Genomic DNA, 16,093 nt, shown 5'->3' on the forward strand with positions numbered 1-16,093 from the left:
CCGATGCGGCGCACTGCGTGTCGCCGCCTCCCCCTCAAGGGGGCGCACCCGGCGGCCTGGCCAAGCCAGTTCCGCGGGTGCCCTGGCCTGGGCCGTGCCGGTTTCATCGGCTGCGGGTGGCGTGCAGCGCTGTGGACAACTGAGCCACCGGGCGCAGGCCGTCAGGAGCGGGTTCGGAAGTCGAACTGCTGGTGAAAGTTCGCGCCGTTCGCCGTGCCCTCGAGGTCGACGCTGTAGCGTGCGTCGGGCGCCAGCTGGGACCGCGGCACCATGAAGAACTCGTGGCCGCTTTGCGGCACCGCATGGGTCCGAACGGGCACGACGTTGCCGGCACTGTCCGTGAGCGTGTAGCGTGTGACGAGCAGCTCGCCGCCCTCGTCGGTACGCAGGTAGATCGGCGGACCCATCTGCACCGCGGGGTCGGTGATCCGCGGGAAAGGGTTGGGTTCTTCGGTGGCCGGCGCGAAGGCGTAGTCGATCCCGATGCTGCCCTCGCAGGGGTAGCTCGCCACCTTGCCGGCACCGAGCAGCGGAGCGCTTTCCTGGCGGCCCACGAGCATGCCCAGGCGCTGGTTCACCACCAGCGTCGTCAAGCCGTCCGGCCCGGTCCTCCGGTCTTCCTTCGTGACCGCCGCCAGCCCGCCGACGCGCGCGGCGGTCATCGCGCCGCGCAGGTGCGCGACCGAGTTGAGCAGCGAACGCATGTCGCGCTCGCCGCGCTGCGCCGCCGTCGGCTGGCGCGGGGGCGTGGCCGAGACGTAGGTCTCGGTCGATGCGGTCAGCAGTTCGACGACGTAGGGGCCGTAGCCCGCGAACTGGGCGCGGTCGGCCGCCAGTGCGCCGGTGTAGAAGGGGTTGTTGAGGTTCGCCTCGGCGTGCCCGGTGGCATAGGCGCCATCGCTGCCTTCGGCCAGCAGGTATTGGCCGTGAGCCCGCGAGGCGGTGTCGAGCGCGACGTTCTGTTCGAGCGCGCCGAAGCCGCATTGCGTGCGTGCCGCCTGGAAATAGGTCCACGCCGCGAGTTCGCCCGAACCCGCGGGATAGCCGGACGGCGGCAGCTCGTCGACCGACGCCTGGACCGTGGTCTCGACCGCGGGCGTCGCGGGCGGAGCAGCATCCGGACTGCCCCCTCCGCCACCGCCACAAGCACTCAGGCCGAGCAGCGTGCCGATCAGCACGGCATGGGGGAGCGGTCGCGCGATCGACGCAGGGTGGAGACGATGGGAGAGGCGCATGAACAGACGACGAAAGCAATCAGAAGCGGTCAGCGTGCCCGCCGCATGCGAACTGACTTGCTGGCGGTTCCCGCGTTGCCGTGTAGGCCAAGGCGCATCGCGTCGCTTCGCCGTCGGCTGGTGGCACTCGCGCCCGGCGTGAGGGGTGATCAGTCGCGCTTGGGAATCAGCAGCCCGCGCGCCACGGCGGGCCGTTCGACGAAGGCCGCGAGCACCCGTGCCACGTTGGCGAAGTCGTCGAAGCCCACCAGTTCACGCGCCTCGTAGAAGCCGACCAGGTTGCGCACCCACGGGAAGATCGCGATGTCGGCGATGGAGTAGTCCGCGCCCAGCATCCAGTCGCGTCCCGCCAGGTGCCTGTCCAGCACGCCGAGCAGGCGCCTGGATTCGGCCACGTAGCGGTCGCGCGGTCGCTTGTCCTCGTAGTCCTTGCCGGCGAACTTGTGGAAGAAGCCGAGCTGGCCGAACATCGGCCCGATGCCGCCCATCTGGAACATCACCCACTGCAGGCATTCGTAGCGCGCGGCGGCGTCCTGCGGAATGAATCGCCCGGTCTTCTCGGCCAGGTACACCAGGATCGCGCCCGACTCGAACAGCGCCAGCGGCTGGCCGCCCGGCCCGTGCGGATCGAGGATGGCCGGGATCTTGTTGTTCGGGTTGAGCGACAGGAAGGCCGGCGACATCTGGTCGTCGTGGTCGAAGCGCACCAGGTGCGGCTCGTAGGGCAGGCCGAGTTCTTCCAGCAGGATCGACACCTTCACGCCGTTCGGCGTGGGCAGCGAGTAGAGCTGGAGACGGTCGGGGTCCTGGGCGGGCCACTTCTGGGTGATGGGGAAGGCGGAAAGATCGGTCATGGATGTCCTTGGGAAAGCGGGGGTGGCGTCGAATGCGACGCGCCGGTCGGCACGGTGAATTCTGCCGTCCGTCGTTCAAGCAGGTGCCGCATCGGGTGCGATGACCTTGGGCCACGGCCAGCGGGCCTGGTAGCTCGCGGCCTTGGCGCGGAACAGGTCCGGCAACGCATGGCGCGGGTTGATCAGCAGGACGCCGTCTGCCAGGTCCTGCAGGCTGTCGGGCGCGTACAGCGCGCCATCGGCCACGTCGATGCCGATGCAGGTGCCCAGACGGCCTCGAACAGGCAGCCCGCGGTGAGGTGGCACTGGGGCAGGTCGAGCGCGCGCAGCCGCGCCAGCAACGCGCCGTTGACGGGGTTGCGCCGGGCCAGCGCCAGGAAGTCTTCGGAAGTGAACGGCATGGCGGGCGAGTGTGCCCGGCCGGCAGCTCACCCCACCCGCCGCCGCGTCGACAGCAGCGCCCGCAGCTTGGCCGGCGCGACCGGCTTGGTCAGCAGCGTCATGCCGCCGTGGCGGATGCGTTGCAGCACTTCGGGGCCGGTGGCGCCCGAGACCAGCACCGACAGCGCGCCGGGCTGCAGCCGGCGGGCGGCGTCGATGACGGTCAGGCCGTCGTCCTCGTCGGCCAGTTGCAGGTCGCACAGCACGGCGTCGTACGCCACGCCGGGTGCGTCGAGGCAGGCGATGGCGGCGGCCGCCGAGTCGGCCGTGTCGACGTGGCAGCCCCATTGCGTGAGCAGCGCACGGCTGCCGTCGAGGATGGCCGGGTCGTCGTCGACCACCAGGCAGCGCAGGCCCGCCATGGGGGCCGGTGCCGCCGGTTCGGGCGCTGGCGGCGCGACGTGGGCGAGCGGGACTTCGGGCAGCAGCAGCGCGAAGGTGCTGCCGGCCTGCAGGGCCGAGCGCAGCGTGATGCGCGTGCCCAGCAGGGCCGCGATGCGTGCGCAGATCGCCAGCCCCAGGCCGAAGCCCTGGCGGCGGTCGCGCTCGGTGTTGGCCACCTGGTAGAACTCCTCGAAGATCCGCGCCTGGTGGATGGGCGCGATGCCCATGCCGTTGTCGCGCACCTCGATGCGCACGCCGCCGGCCCGCCGCCGCGCCGTCACCAGCACGGTGCCGCCGGGCGGCGCGTGGCGGATCGCATTGCTCACGAGGTTGCCGACGATGCGCTGCAGCAGCGCCGCATCGCTGCGCACGGCCAGGCCGCGGTCGTCCCAAAGCAGCCGCACCTGCGCCTCGGCGGCCGCGGCGGCGTGCTGCGCGGCGATGGGGTCGAACAGCGCGGCGAGCGACAGCCCGGTGATGGCCGGCGTGAGCACCTGCGCGTCGAGCCGCGAGATCTCCAGCAGGTCGTCGAGCAGCACGCCCATGAAGGCGGTGCCTTCCTGCAGGCGCAGCACGGCCGGGCGCTGCGCCGGGCTCGCGCTCGGCAGCAGGCCGTCGATGAAGAGGCCCATCGCATGCAGCGGCTGGCGCAGGTCGTGGCTGGCGGCGGCGAGGAAACGGGCGCGCGACAGGGCGGCCTGTTCGGCTTCGGCCATGCGCTGCAGGGCCACGGCCGTGGCTTCGCGCACGCGCTCTTCGCTGACCTGCTGGTTGTGCTGGAGCCGCTCGGCCAGGCGGTTGATGTCGCCGGCCAGCGCGGCGAGTTCGTGCCGGCCGGTCGGCTGCGCCCGCAGCGCGGCGGGGTCGCCGACCACGTCGCAGCGCGCCTCGAAATGCCCGGCTTCCAGCGCGGCCACGGTGCGCGAGATGCGGCGCAGCGGCTGGGCCACGGCGCGGGCCATGTGCCGCACCGCCGCCCAGGCGGCCAGCAGCGCGATCAGCGCGATGCCGATGCCGGCCATCAGCGACCGGGTGCGTTCGCGCCCGTGTGCGGTCGAGTCGCGGAAGGCCTGCACCACGCCGATGGGTGTGGCGCCGGCGGTGGCGCCGTCGGGCGCGAAGGCGCTGGCGCGCGAGGCTTCGCGCAGCGTGACCGGTGCAGTGAACACCCGAAGCGCGCCACTGCCGCGGGCAGCGGTGGCCGGCGGGCCGGCCGTGACGTACACGCCGGCGCTGTTGCTGATCTCGATGCGCGCCACCTGGCCGCCGCGCAGCGCGGCGTTGGCCACGTTCTGCAGGGCGGGCAGGTCGCCCGCGTAGAGGCTCAGGTCGGACATCGCCGCCGCCTGCCGTGCGACGGCCTGGCCTTCGGCGTCGAAGGCCGCGTCGAGCGTGGCGAGCCGGCCGTGCGTGAACCAGGCCGTCAGGGCCAGGGCCAGCACGGCACAGGGGCCGATGCCCAGGCGCAGCAGGTCGCGCCGCAGGCTGCCGCGCACCTGCAGCGGCGGTACGGTTTCGGGCAGCGATGCGCGTTCGGACGGGCTGTCGACCATCGCGCGCAACGGCAGTCGCACCGGTGGCAGGAGGCGGCTGCTGGTGCGCATCATCGCGGCGCCGTCACCCGTTCGGTCAGTTCGCGTTCGTCGGGCAGGCGCAGGCCCAGTCCGCGCGCCACCGTGGTGTTGACGCGCACGGTGGCCGGCGTGGCCGCCTCCACCAGCACGACGCCCCCGGTGCCGCGCTTGAGCTTCTGCATGAAGGCGCGCGCCTGCGCCGCCAGCTGGGTCGGCGTCGACACCGCCGCCGCGAGCCCGCCCGAACGCACCAGCCCGTCGCTCGTGCCGAACACCGGCAGCGTGGCGCCCGCGCCGGCGTGCAGCACGGCCAGCGTCGCGGCCTGGCTGTCGCCGATGCGGTCGGGCAGTACCATCAGCGCGTCGCTGCGGGCCACCACCAGGCGCAGCGCGGCGGCCAGCGCCGTCGGGCTGGGGGCGTACTGCACCTTCAGGTCCCAGCCCGCGGCGGCGCGCTCGAGTTCGCGCACCAGCGGTCCGGATTCAGCGGTCGCGACCACGCCGAGGCGCCGCTTCTGCGGCAGCACCGCGTCGATCAGCGCCAGCTGGTCGGCCATCGCCGGGTCGCGCAGCAGCACGCCGACGCGGCGGTCGGCGCGCAGCAGGCCGGGGTCGCCGCGCAGGCGTTCGTAGTCGAGCTGGGTCAGCATCGCCAGCAACAGCGGCTCGGCGCCCGGGCGGTCGATGGCCGCACGCGCCGCGGCCATGCCGACGGCGACGGTGATGGGCGCATCGTCGACCGTGTCGCGCATGTGGCGCGCGAACTCGGCGTGCGGCGCCGAGTCGTCGGCCAGCAGCACGGTGAGGCCGGCCGCCATCGCGTGGCTCGCGGACAGGGCAGTGCACGCCGGCACCAGGCACCACAGGGCCATGCGCAACGCGCGGAGGCAGGGGAGAAGAAGCGTCACGAAAGGGGCTGCATGCGCAGCGAAGAGGGGGACGGCCCACTGTACGGAGCCCGCTCTCGCAGCGCGATAAGGCAGAGGGCTTATGTCGATGCCCGGCACCGGTCTGCATGGTGAAGTGGTGCACAGGCGGTCGGCCGATCGGCCTAGCGCGAACGCCATAGCCGGGGGGCGCGCCGGCCAACGGGGGCGCAGGCCTCAGAGGGGCTGCCGCACGCGGGCCAGCTGCGCGTGCATCGCCTGGCGCAGCACCCGGGGTGAGACCGGCTTGTAGAGCACGGCCACGCCTGACGCCGCCACTTCGCGCAGCCGGTCGGGCTTGGTCTCGCCGGTCACCAGCAGGCGTGCGGTGCCGTCACCGATGCCGCGCGGGTGGCGTTCCAGCGCGGCCAGCACGTCCAGGCCGTTGTCGCCGCCCTGCAGGAGCAGGTCGCTCACCACCACGTCGGGTGGATGCGTCCAGGTGTCGGCCAGCGCCAGCGCCTCGGCGCGGCTCTGCGCGGCCATCACCTCGGCGCCCCAGCTCGACAGCGCGACCTGCAGGCCTTCGAGGATGCTGCGCTCGTCGTCGATGACCAGCACGCGCACGCCGTGCAGGCAGGGCTCGGCCTCTTCGACGAGGCCGGGCGCCGCGATCGCCGGTGGCGCGAGCACCGGCGCGATGCGGCGCACGAGCACGCGCACGCTGGTGCCGCGACCCGGCCGCGAGCTGAGCTCGACGCAGGTGTTGAGCAAGCCGGCGAGCCGCTGCACCGTGGCCAGGCCCAGCCCCATGCCGCGGGCGCCGCGCTCGCCGGGCCGGCTGTGCGCATCGATCTGGAAGAACTCCTCGAACACCCGCGCCTGATGCTGCGGCGCGATGCCCACGCCGGTGTCGAGCACCTCGATGCGCACGCCGTTGCCGCGCAGCCGCGCGCCGACCAGCACCCCGCCTTCGTGGGTGTGGCGCAGCGAGTTCGACACCAGGTTGTTGAGGATGCGCGAGAGCATCACGTAGTCGCAGCGCACCCAGACGTCGGTCTTGCGCACCACCAGCCGCAGGTTCTGCGCCTCGGCCACCGCGCGGAAGTTGCGGCTGATTTCGTCGAACAGCCGGTCGAGCGGGAAGTCCGACCACTGCGGCTGCAGCACGCCGGCGTCGAGCTGCGACAGATTCAGCAGCTCGGAGAACAGCCGGTCGAGCGATTCCACGCATTGCCGGATATGGCCGATGCGCTGCAGCCGCACCGGGTCGGTCTCGCCGTTGGCCAGGCCGTCGGAGAACAGCGTGAGCGCGTGCAGCGGCTGGCGCAGGTCGTGGCTGGCCGCGGCCAGCAGGCGGGTCTTGGCCTGGCTCGCCACCTCGAGCTGCTGGTTCTTGCGCGCGAGTTCGGCGGTGGCGTCGGCGATGCGGCTTTCCATCAGGCGCCGGCTCTCGGCCAGCGCGCCGGCCGCCTGGTTGAAGCCGCTCTGCAGGCGCCGCACCTCGGCCGTGCCCTCGACCGCAACGCTCGCTTCCTCACCCGCGCCCAGGCGGTCGACCGCTTCTCCCAGCGCGCCGATGGGGGCGCTGATGCGGCGGGCGGCCCACCAGCCCGACAGGCCCACGCCGAACAGCGCCGCCGCCAGCACCAGGCTCACGTTGATGCCGACCGAGCGCCGCGCGCGCTCCACCGCGTCGAGGCTGATCTCGACCATCACCTGCCCGGCGCGGCGGCCGTCGTCGGCCGGCACCGGCACCACCACCTGCAGCCCCTGGGTGCGGGCGCGGTCGGTGGTTTCGGAATTGGCGACGATCTCGCCGTCGTCCGACCAGATCTGCACCTGCTGCACATGGGGTTGGTACGTGCCCGACTGCGCGATGCGCAGCAGCGCCCGGCGGTCCATGTGCATCAGCGGCCCCTGGGCCACGGTGGCCACCTGCAGGGCCACCGTCTGGGCGTTGGCACGCATCAGTTCCGTCACGTTGTCCAGGTGCTGGCGTGTGAGCACGGCGATCGCGGCCAGCGTCGCCACGGTGGCCGGCAGCACCGCCAGCAGGATCAGCTGTTGCGCCAGCGACAGCCGCGTCAGGCAATGCAGGACGCGCCAGTGCCAGGGTGGCGGGTGCGGGCCTCCCGGGGCGGTTTCCGTGTTCAATGGATGCACGGCGGCCATGACGCAGTGAAAAAGCTCACAAATCTGGCGCAGAGTTGGTTTCTAATTGTGTTCCTGAGACTCTTCCATGACCAGTCTGCCTTTCGGCGGACCTGTCTTCCCACCCGATGTCTGCAGATTGCCTCTGTTTCACGACCTCTGTGGGCCGCCGCGACGGCTCGTCGGGGCTGTGGCGCGTGCTGTTCGGCCTGCTGCTGGCGCTGGCGTGCCAGGGGGCTGCGCAGGCACAGGGCGGCAGCGCGGCGGCGCCGCTGCGCTTCGGCATCCTGCCGCTGGGCGGCGCCTTCGAATCGCGCAACGACTGGGACCCGGTGCTGGCCGATCTCAGCCGTGCCGTCGGGCGGCCGATCAGCGTGCTGTCGGTCACGTCGTACGAGGCGCTGGAGCAGGCGATCCAGCGCAACGAGGTCGACATGGCCTTCCTGTCGGGCCGCATGGCGCTCGACGCCGTCACCCAGCGCGGCATGCGCGTGGTGGCCCAGGTCACGCGGCACGATGGCCTGCCGGGCTACCGGGCGCTGCTGCTGACCCGCAAGACCGGTCCCTTCAGCACGCTCAAGGGGCTGCTCGCCGAGCCGGAGCGCTGGCGCCTGGCGCGCGGCGAAAGCCGCTCGGTCTCGGGCTTCATCGTGCCGCAGCTGCAGCTCTTCCTGCCGAACCACATCGCGATGGAGACCCGCTTCCTGAGCGAGGTGGTGGGCACCCACCAGTTCACCGCGCTGGCCGTGGCCAACGGCGAGGCCGATGTCGCCACGAACAACTCGGCCGACTTCGAGCGCTTCCAGTTGCAGTTCCCGTCGGAGGCCGCGCGGCTGCAGGTCATCTGGGCGTCGGACCTCATTCCGCATGCGCAGATCGTGGTGCGGCGCGACGATCCGCCGGAGTTCCGGCGCAAGGTGGAGGCCTTCCTGGTCGACTACGCGCGCAGCAAGGGCCCGCGCGGCGATGCCGAGCGCGCCTACCTCAAGGCCCTGCACGATCTGGCGGGCTTCGTGGCGGCCGACAACAGCTCGCTGCTGCCCGCGGCGACGCTGGCCTACCAGCTGGCCAGGCAGAACGCGAACACCGCGCAGTGGGTCAACGAAGCGGCCAGGCAGGCGCGCCTGCAGCGCATCGAGAGCACCTATGCGGAGCAGCGGGAGGCCTTGCGTGCCGAGCGCTAGCGGGCCGGCGTCGCGCAGCACGGCATCCCGGCGCATCGCGTTGTGCCGATGCGCCGCCGCGTTGTCGCTGGCGTGGGCCGGCACCGCGTGGGCGCAGGGCAGCGCACGCCAGCGCGCGTCGTCGGCCCCGTTGCGCTTCGGCATCCTGCCCTTCGGCGGCGCGGTCGAGTCGCGCGACCGGTGGGCACCGCTGCTGGCCGACATGAGTCGCGCCATCGGGCGGCCGGTCACGGGCTTCTCGGTCACCTCGTATGAATCGCTCGGCCAGGCGCTCCAGCGCGACGAGGTCGACATCGCCATGCTCACCGCCAAGATGGCGCTCGATGCGGTCCTGCAGCGGCGCATGCGCGTGCTGGCGCAGGTGCGGCGGCACGAGGGCGACCCGGAGCATCGCGCGGTGCTGCTGGTGCGCAAGGACGGCGCGTTCACCCGCCTGGCCGACCTGCTGGCCAACCCCGGCCACTGGCGCCTGGCCCGCGGCGACAGCCGTTCGGTGTCGGGCTTCATCCTGCCCCAGGTGGAGTTGTTCCTGCCGAACCGGATCGCCATCGAAACGGCATTCCGCAGCGAACTGATCGACACGCACCAGGCCACGGCGCTGGCCGTCGCCAACGGCGACGCCGACGTGGCGACCAACAACACCACCGACCTGGAGCGCTTTCGCGAGCAGTTCCCGATCGAGGCGGCGCGGTTGCAGGTGATCTGGACATCGGCCCCCACGCCGCCGGCGCAGATCGTCATGCGACGCGACAGCTCCCCCGAACTTCATCGGCGACTCCAGGCCTTTCTCAGCGGCTATGGCCGCGCCAGCGGGCCGCGTGGCGATGCCGAGCGCGACGTGCTCAAGGCGCTGCGCGCCACGCTCGGCTACCAGGCCGAGGATGACAGCGCGTTGCTGCCCGCGGCCGAGCTGGAATACCAGCTGGCATGGCAGCGTGCCATGAACGCCGCCTGGGTGAGCGACGCAGCGAAGCAGGCGCGGCTTCAACGCATCGAACAGGCCCATGCGCGGCAGGTTGCTTTGCTGAAAGGCGAGGGTGGGGCGGCGGTTGCGGAGAAGTGCGAACCAAAGAATTCAAAGCCTGCAGCGCTCAATTGCAACTAATTCACAATCTTTGGAAGAATCTCGGCATAGACCATGCAGGCAATGATTGGTGACAATTAATTCTCAGATGTAACCAGAAAATTCCGCGGGTGCGACGTGGGTCGCTTCTTTTTGCCCGCAATGCCGCTTCAAAGTTCGTCCGTTTTTTGTGCTCGCCACGGTGTTTTTCGCCGAACCTCAGCAACCCTCGGCCTCCTGGTGGCTGTCAGCGGCACCGCCGCACAGACCGCCCCCTCCGCCCCCCAGCCCTTCATCGAGCAACAGCGCCAGCAGGACCGCGAACGCGCCCTGCGCGAGCAGCAGGAGCGCGCCATCGACGTGCGCCTGCCCACGGCCCCCGAGCGCGGCGCTGGACGCCTGCCGGACGCCGAAGCCCCGTGCTTGCGCATCGATCGCCTGGTGCTCGACGGCGAACACGCCGACGGCTTCCAATGGCTTCTGCCCGAAGCCGCCGGTGAACAGAACGACGACAGCCCCCTCGGCCGCTGCCTGGGCACGCAGGGCGTCAACAGCGTCGGTGCGCAGAACGGCGTGACGATCGACCTGGCTGCGGGCAGCAACCGCGGCACTGGCTCGGGCAGCGACAGCACGAACGTCAACTCCTATGTGACAGCCGCGAACATGGCCACGATCAAGAGCGGCGGCAACACCACGCTTGACGGCGCGGTGGTCCAGGCCGAGACGGTCAAGGCCGAAGTGGGCGGCGACCTGCGCATCCAGAGCGAACAAGACACCAGCACGGCGACAGCCAACCAGAGCGGCGGAGGGTTCGACGCGAGCATCTGCTACTTCTGGTGCTACGGCACGCCGGTGGTGGCCGGGGGCAGCGTGAACACCGCGGGTGGCAAGGGCCGCTACGCGAGCGTGACCGAGCAGAGCGGCATTCAGGCCGGTGACGGTGGCTTCGATGTGAAGGTGGTCGGCAACACCAACCTTGTAGGTGGGGTGATTGCGAGCACGGACCAGGCGGTCGATGGGGCAAGAACAGCTTCACGACGGGCAGTCTGACGATGAGCGATGTGGTCAACGTGGATACGTTCAACGCGTCGGGCTACAGCGTCGCGGCGGGGTACAACAGCACATCGTCGGTCGGCGCCGGAAAGGCGAGCAGCGGCAGCACGAGCATCACGACATCGGGGATCTCGGGTGTTGCTGGCAACGCGCAGGTGCGTACCGGCGACGGCAGCAACGGGTGCGTCGCCGAAGGGCGCGCCATCGTGCTGCGGCTCAGTCCCGACCGAACTCCACCACCACCGGCTGGTGGTCCGACGCCTGTGTCTGCAGGTCGACCTCGATCCGGCGCACCCGCGGCGCCAGCCCCTCGCTCACGAAGACGAAGTCGCAGGCCACCGGCTCGGGGCCGTAGGTGCGGTCGAACAGGCGGAAGGTGGGCGCGTGCGGCGCGTCGCCGTGGCGCACGCGCCAGGCGTCGTGCAGGCGCTGGGTGCCGTCGGCGCCGTCGGTACCGAAGGGCTGCTGGATCGCGGCGTGCTCCGGCTCGGTCGGGCCGAGGTTGAAGTCGCCGCATAGGATCGCGTGCGGCGTGTGCACCTTGGTCTGGAAGGGCGAGCGGCTGTCGTCGTCGAGCGGTGGTGCCGCGGCATGGCCGCAGGCCTCGATATGCAGTTCGCGCAGCGCGCGGGCCTGCGCCATGCGCTGGGTCTTGGAGTAGTACTCGAGGTGCGTGGTCATCACCCGCACCGCACCGAGCGCCGGGCTCTGCACCGTGACCACCGTGCACATGCGCGGCATGCTGCGCACGCCAGCATCAGCGGGCCAGGGGAGCGCGTGGTGCTGCACCTGCGCCACCGGCAGCCGCGTGGCGATCAGGTTGCCGAAGCGCATGCGGCGACCGGTGGCGTCGAACTCGTCGACCGCCGCCCCGAAGAACAGCTGGTAGCCCGGCAGCAGCGCCTGCAGCTCGGCCGGTTGGTCGCCGGGGCCGCCGGGCATGTCGGCGTAGCCCTGCGCGATTTCCTGCAGGCACAGCACGTCGAAGTCGGCCATCGCGCGCGCGCCGTCGACGATGCGCTGCACGCTCACGGTGCCGTCGAGGCCGCGGCACCATTGGGTGTTCCAGGTGACGAGCTTCATTTGATCCCCGCGCGCATGAAGCTCTGGACGAACTGCCGCTGGAACAGCAGGAAGGCGATCAGCAGCGGCGCCGAGGTCATCAGCGTGGCGGCCGTGATGATCGACCAGTCGATGCCCTGGTCGACCGACGAGAACACCTGCAGCCCGACGGTGAGCGGCCGCGCATGCACGCTGTTGGTCACGATCAGTGGCCAGAGGAAGTTGTTCCAGTGGTAGCTCACCGACACCAGCCCGAAGGCGACGTAGATCGGCCTGGCCAGCGGCACGTAGACGCGCCACAGCGTCTGCAGGGCACTGGCGCCTTCCATGCGCGCGGCCTCGTCGAGTTCCTTCGGGATTCCGAGGAAGGTCTGGCGCAGCAGGAAGATGGCGAGCGCCGAGGCGAAGTAGGGCAGGCCGATGGCGAAGAGGCTGTCGACCAGCCCCAGGTTGGCCATGGTGCGGTAGTTCTCGACCAGCAGCAGGTCAGGCATCACCGTGAGCTGCACCAGCACCAGCGAGAAGGCGATGTCGCGGCCGCGGAACTCGTAGCGTGCAAAGGCGTAGGCGGCCAGTGTGCTGAGCACCAGTTGCGCCGCCAGGATCATCACGACCAGCAGCGTGGTGTTGAGGAAGTAGCGCGCGAACGGCGCGGCTTCCCACGCACGGGCGAAGTTGGCCAGCGTGAGCGGCGCGTTCCAGGTGAAGCGCGCCGCGTATTCGGGCGCGTGGAAGGCGGTCCACACGGTGTAGATCAGCGGCAGCACCCACAGCAACGCGAGCAGCCAGGCGGCCACCGTGTCGAGCCAGGTCGGCGCGTTGTACGCCAGGCGTTGCGACGGCGCGCGGATCATCGGTAGTGCACCCGGCGGTCGAGCACGAAGAACTGCAGCAGCGTGGCGCCGACCAGCACGACGATGATGACCATGGTGAGCGCCGACGCGTAGCCGGTGTCCCAGAAGTTGAAGCCGACCTCGTACAGGTGGTAGAGCAGCAGGGTCGACGCGTTGTCGGGCCCGCCGCGCGTCAGCACGAAGAGGTGGTCGACCATGCGGAAGGCGTTGATCACGCAGTTGATCAGCACGAAGAGCGTGGTCGGCATCAAGAGCGGCCATTGCACGCGGCGGAAGAAGTACCAGCGCGAAGCGCCCTCGATGGCGGCGGCCTCGCGCAGGCTCGGGTTGAGCGACTGCAGCGCGGCCAGGTAGAAGATCATGAAGAAGCCTGCTTCCTTCCACACCGCCACCAGCGTGACGGCGCCGAGCGCGGTGCTCGGGCTGCCCAGCCAGTTGTGCGAGCCGAAGCCCAGCGCGCTGCTCACCTGCTCGAGCAGCCCGTACTGCGGCGTGTAGAAGAAGAGCCAGATGTTCGCGACCGCGATCATCGGCAGCACCGTCGGCGTGAAGTACGCCATGCGCAGGAAGGTGCGCCCGGCGATGCGCTCGTTGACCCACAGCGCCATCGCCAGCGCCAGGCCGATCGACAGCGGGATGGTGGCGCCGGCGAACCACAGGTTGTTTGTGAGCGCCTTCCAGAACACCGGGTCGTCGCGCATGACCTGGTAGTTCTCCAGGCCCACCCAGACCGCCGGCCTGCCGCCCTTGGGCGTCGACTGGAAGCTGTGCCACAGCGTGCCGATGACCGGCCAGTGGGTGAAGGCCATCAGCACCAGCAGGGCGGGCATGAGCAGCAGCCACGCCTGGCCGGCCGGGTGGCTCTGGCGATGGGACGAAGGACTGCCGCGCATGCTCGAAGTGACCCGCTTACTTGTACGCGCGCAGGATGCGATCCGCTTCCTTCTGCGCATCCTGCATGGCCTGCGCCGGCGTCTTGGTGCCGGTCAGCGCGGCCTGCAGGCCGTCGTTCAGCGCCTTGGTCACGCGCTGGTTGTCGTGCGTCGAGAACTCGGCCACCGACACCGGCAGCTGGTCACGCGCCACCAGCGCGGCCGGGAAGTCCTGGCCGTACTTCTTGAGCGTCGGCGTGTCGTAGGCGGCCTGCGACACGGCGACGTAGCCGGTCTCCATGCTCCACTGCGCGGCGCGCTCGGGCTGCGTCACCCACTTGGCGAACTTGAAGGCGGCTTCCTGCTGGGCAGGCGTGGACTTCTTGAAGATGTAGAAGTTGCCGCCGCCGGTCGGCGAGCCTTTGCGCTTGTTGCCCGGGATCATGCCCACGCCGAAGTCGAACTTGGCGTTCGCCTTGATGTTGGTCAGGTTGCCGGTGGTCGTGTAGATGATCGCGGCCTTCTTCTCGAAGAAGTCCTTCGGCGTAGTACCCCATTCGACGACGCCCGGCGGGTGGATGCCGGCCTTGCCCAGGTCGACCCAGAACTGCAGCGCCTCGATGACCTTCGGGTCGTCGAACTTGACCTGCGTGCCGGCCGCGTTGGCGAGGATCGCGTCATTGGGCGTCGTCAGCGTCTGGAACAGCCAGTACGGGAAGCCGCTCGACGGAATCTGAATGCCGTATTGCGTGGTCTTGCCGCTCGCGTCCTTCTTCGTCAGCCTGGTGGCGGCGTCCTTCAGCTCGGCCCAGGTCGTCGGCGCCTTGTTCGGGTCGAGGCCGGCTTCCTTGAAGAGTTCCTTGTTCCAGTACATGACCACGGTCGAACGCTGGAACGGAATGCCCCAGGTCTTGCCGCCGGTCTGGCTGTTGGCCATGAAGGCCTTGTAGAAGCCGTTCATCCACGCCTTGTCCTCGGGCGTCTTGGCGAAGTTGTCGAAGGGCACGATGGCGTCTTCGTCGATCAGCGTGAACATGTCGGTCGACAGCAGCACCGAGGTGACCGGCGGCGTGCCCGACTTGTGCGCGGTGAGCGCCTTCACGATGGTCTCCTGGTAGGTGCCGGCGTAGATCGGCGTGACCTTGATGCCGGGGTTCTCCTTCATGAAGCCCTCGGCGAAGCCGTCGATGGTCTTGGCGATCGGGCCGCCGACGGCGACCGGGTAATAGAACTGCAGGTCGACCGGGGCCTGGGCCTGCGCAAAGCCGCTGAATCCGGCAAAGCCGGTGAGCAGGGCGGTGGCGGCCAGTGTCTGGACGAAGGTGTTGCGTCGCATGGTGGAACTCTCTCCTCGGATGAAAAATGGGTGTTCGTGGGTCAATCGATGCGCCGGCCGTCGGCGCCGAAGCCGTGGGCCTCGTCGGGCGACCAGCGCAAGTGCACGCGCTCGCCTGGCGTGGCCACATGGCCGCCGGCGGCGCGCACCAGCAGCACTTCGCTGCCGACGGCGCAGCGCAGCACCAGGTCGGCACCCAGGTACTCGACGCTCTGCACCACGGCGGGGATGCCGTCGGCGGCGAGCGTGATCGCCTCGGGGCGCACGCCCAACTGCACGGCCTTCGCGGCCGGCGCGCCCGACGCGACATCGCTCCCGGCGATGCGGCCGTCGGCTTCGAGCGCGACGAGGTTCATGGGCGGCGTGCCGATGAAGCGCGCCGCGAAGGTGGTGGCCGGGCGCGCATACAGCGCACGTGGCGTGCCGGCCTGCTCGACCCGGCCCTGGTTCAGCAGCACCACCTGGTCGGCCATGCTCATCGCCTCGGTCTGGTCGTGCGTGACGTAGACGACGGTGAGGCCCAGCTTCTGCTGCAGCTCGCGCAGTTCGCGCCGCATGTCCTGGCGCAGCTGGGCGTCGAGGTTCGAGAGCGGCTCGTCCATCAGGCAGACCTTGGCCTGCGCCACCAGCGCGCGGCCGAGCGCCACGCGCTGCTGCTGGCCGCCGGAGAGCTGGCCGGGCTTGCGGTCGAGCAGGGCCGTGAGGCCGAGCAGGGCGGCGGCGTTGCGCAGGCGTTCGGCGCTTTCGGCGGCGGGCACCTTGCGCACCGACAGGCCGAAGCCGATGTTGTCGGCCACGCTCAGGTGCGGGAAGAGGGCGTAGTTCTGGAACACCATCGCAATGCCGCGCTGCGCCGGCGGCAGATCCGTCACGTCCTTGTCATCGATCAACACCTGCCCCTGCGTGGCCGTCTCCAGCCCCGCGATGATGCGCAGCGTGGTGGATTTCCCGCAGCCCGACGGGCCGAGAAGCACGCAGAAGGAACCGGAAGCGATCTGGAGGCTGACGGCGTGCAGCGCGGTGCTGTCGCCCCATGATTTGGCGACCCCGTTCAGGGCAATCGAAGACATGCCGCAGTGTAGGAACGAGATGTGACAGTTGTGTTGCCCTTGCAGGTCAGTGTTTTCCTGGGCCGGAGGCCGTGAGAAACTTCGCTACAGT

General features: G+C 70.4%; 15 protein-coding genes. 3 read left to right on the forward strand and 12 right to left on the reverse strand.

Annotation, left to right across the window (positions count from 1 at the left end):
* Positions 1 to 161: 161 nt before the first annotated feature.
* The 6 genes from N8A90_RS07305 to N8A90_RS07330 form a co-directional block, all read right to left on the reverse strand.
* A complete protein-coding gene (locus N8A90_RS07305) occupies positions 162 to 1,235 on the reverse strand; it encodes a hypothetical protein (RefSeq protein ID WP_262074018.1) in 1,074 nt (357 codons plus the stop codon).
* 149 nt (positions 1,236 to 1,384) lie between these two features.
* Positions 1,385 to 2,089, reverse strand: coding sequence for a glutathione S-transferase N-terminal domain-containing protein (locus tag N8A90_RS07310; RefSeq protein WP_262074019.1), 705 nt, complete (start codon positions 2,087 to 2,089; stop codon positions 1,385 to 1,387).
* Positions 2,090 to 2,164: 75 nt separating this feature from the next.
* Complete coding sequence (locus N8A90_RS07315; RefSeq protein WP_262074020.1) at positions 2,165 to 2,395, reverse strand: hypothetical protein; 231 nt, start codon at positions 2,393 to 2,395, stop codon at positions 2,165 to 2,167.
* A gap of 122 nt (positions 2,396 to 2,517) precedes the next feature.
* Positions 2,518 to 4,521 carry an ATP-binding protein gene (locus tag N8A90_RS07320; protein ID WP_262074021.1) on the reverse strand — a complete coding sequence of 668 codons (2,004 nt, stop codon included), beginning with the start codon at positions 4,519 to 4,521 and terminating at the stop codon, positions 2,518 to 2,520.
* Positions 4,518 to 5,396 carry an ABC transporter substrate binding protein gene (locus tag N8A90_RS07325; protein WP_262074022.1) on the reverse strand — a complete coding sequence of 293 codons (879 nt, stop codon included), beginning with the start codon at positions 5,394 to 5,396 and terminating at the stop codon, positions 4,518 to 4,520. Before N8A90_RS07325 ends, N8A90_RS07320 begins: the two co-directional genes overlap by 4 nt.
* A 195-nt stretch (positions 5,397 to 5,591) precedes the next feature.
* Positions 5,592 to 7,511 (reverse strand): hybrid sensor histidine kinase/response regulator, encoded by a 1,920-nt coding sequence (locus N8A90_RS07330; RefSeq protein WP_262074023.1) that lies wholly within the window; start codon positions 7,509 to 7,511, stop codon positions 5,592 to 5,594.
* A gap of 206 nt (positions 7,512 to 7,717) precedes the next feature.
* Here N8A90_RS07330 and phnD point away from each other — a divergent pair, with 206 nt between their 5' ends.
* The 3 genes from phnD to N8A90_RS07345 all read left to right on the forward strand — a co-directional run bounded on the left by phnD (position 7,718) and on the right by N8A90_RS07345 (position 10,805).
* Positions 7,718 to 8,692 (forward strand): phosphate/phosphite/phosphonate ABC transporter substrate-binding protein, encoded by a 975-nt coding sequence (gene phnD, locus N8A90_RS07335; protein ID WP_410087651.1) that lies wholly within the window; start codon positions 7,718 to 7,720, stop codon positions 8,690 to 8,692.
* Complete coding sequence (locus tag N8A90_RS07340; protein WP_262074024.1) at positions 8,679 to 9,797, forward strand: phosphate/phosphite/phosphonate ABC transporter substrate-binding protein; 1,119 nt, start codon at positions 8,679 to 8,681, stop codon at positions 9,795 to 9,797. The genes phnD and N8A90_RS07340 overlap by 14 nt, the downstream gene beginning before the upstream one ends.
* 198 nt (positions 9,798 to 9,995) lie before the next feature.
* Positions 9,996 to 10,805, forward strand: a complete 810-nt coding sequence (locus tag N8A90_RS07345; RefSeq protein ID WP_262074025.1) for a hemagglutinin repeat-containing protein — start codon at positions 9,996 to 9,998, stop codon at positions 10,803 to 10,805.
* A gap of 43 nt (positions 10,806 to 10,848) precedes the next feature.
* On the opposite strand, the gene N8A90_RS07350 is transcribed toward N8A90_RS07345, so the two are convergent.
* Genes N8A90_RS07350 through N8A90_RS07375 form a run of 6 tightly spaced genes read right to left on the reverse strand, consistent with a single transcriptional unit; the run spans position 10,849 to position 16,002 of the window.
* Complete coding sequence (locus N8A90_RS07350) at positions 10,849 to 11,013, reverse strand: hypothetical protein (RefSeq protein ID WP_262074026.1); 165 nt, start codon at positions 11,011 to 11,013, stop codon at positions 10,849 to 10,851.
* An 11-nt stretch (positions 11,014 to 11,024) separates the two neighbouring features.
* Positions 11,025 to 11,891: an endonuclease/exonuclease/phosphatase family protein gene (locus tag N8A90_RS07355; RefSeq protein WP_262074027.1), complete on the reverse strand. Its 867-nt coding sequence runs from the start codon at positions 11,889 to 11,891 to the stop codon at positions 11,025 to 11,027.
* Entirely contained in the window at positions 11,888 to 12,724 is an 837-nt protein-coding gene (locus N8A90_RS07360; protein WP_262074028.1) for a carbohydrate ABC transporter permease, read from the reverse strand. Before N8A90_RS07360 ends, N8A90_RS07355 begins: the two co-directional genes overlap by 4 nt.
* On the reverse strand, positions 12,721 to 13,617 hold the full coding sequence (locus N8A90_RS07365; RefSeq protein WP_262074029.1) for a carbohydrate ABC transporter permease: 897 nt from the start codon (positions 13,615 to 13,617) through the stop codon (positions 12,721 to 12,723). The genes N8A90_RS07360 and N8A90_RS07365 overlap by 4 nt, the downstream gene beginning before the upstream one ends.
* Positions 13,618 to 13,633: 16 nt before the next feature.
* Positions 13,634 to 14,932 carry an ABC transporter substrate-binding protein gene (locus N8A90_RS07370; RefSeq protein WP_262074030.1) on the reverse strand — a complete coding sequence of 433 codons (1,299 nt, stop codon included), beginning with the start codon at positions 14,930 to 14,932 and terminating at the stop codon, positions 13,634 to 13,636.
* A gap of 41 nt (positions 14,933 to 14,973) precedes the next feature.
* Entirely contained in the window at positions 14,974 to 16,002 is a 1,029-nt protein-coding gene (locus tag N8A90_RS07375) for an ABC transporter ATP-binding protein (RefSeq protein ID WP_262074031.1), read from the reverse strand.
* Positions 16,003 to 16,093: the final 91 nt, after the last annotated feature.

It is taken from the genome of Variovorax sp. N23, assembly GCF_025486315.1.
In the GTDB taxonomy this organism is placed as follows: domain Bacteria; phylum Pseudomonadota; class Gammaproteobacteria; order Burkholderiales; family Burkholderiaceae_C; genus Variovorax.

Excerpts from the sequence above, each read along its gene's own strand:
- N8A90_RS07305 (WP_262074018.1), bottom strand. The coding sequence starts at position 1,235 with ATGCGCCTCTCCCATCGTCTCCACCCTGCGTCGATCGCGCGACCGCTC.
- N8A90_RS07310 (WP_262074019.1), bottom strand. The coding sequence starts at position 2,089 with ATGACCGATCTTTCCGCCTTCCCCATCACCCAGAAGTGGCCCGCCCAG.
- N8A90_RS07320 (WP_262074021.1), bottom strand. The coding sequence starts at position 4,521 with ATGATGCGCACCAGCAGCCGCCTCCTGCCACCGGTGCGACTGCCGTTG.
- N8A90_RS07350 (WP_262074026.1), bottom strand. The coding sequence starts at position 11,013 with ATGGCGCGCCCTTCGGCGACGCACCCGTTGCTGCCGTCGCCGGTACGC.
- N8A90_RS07355 (WP_262074027.1), bottom strand. The coding sequence starts at position 11,891 with ATGAAGCTCGTCACCTGGAACACCCAATGGTGCCGCGGCCTCGACGGC.
- N8A90_RS07360 (WP_262074028.1), bottom strand. The coding sequence starts at position 12,724 with ATGATCCGCGCGCCGTCGCAACGCCTGGCGTACAACGCGCCGACCTGG.
- N8A90_RS07365 (WP_262074029.1), bottom strand. The coding sequence starts at position 13,617 with ATGCGCGGCAGTCCTTCGTCCCATCGCCAGAGCCACCCGGCCGGCCAG.
- N8A90_RS07370 (WP_262074030.1), bottom strand. The coding sequence starts at position 14,932 with ATGCGACGCAACACCTTCGTCCAGACACTGGCCGCCACCGCCCTGCTC.
- N8A90_RS07375 (WP_262074031.1), bottom strand. The coding sequence starts at position 16,002 with ATGTCTTCGATTGCCCTGAACGGGGTCGCCAAATCATGGGGCGACAGC.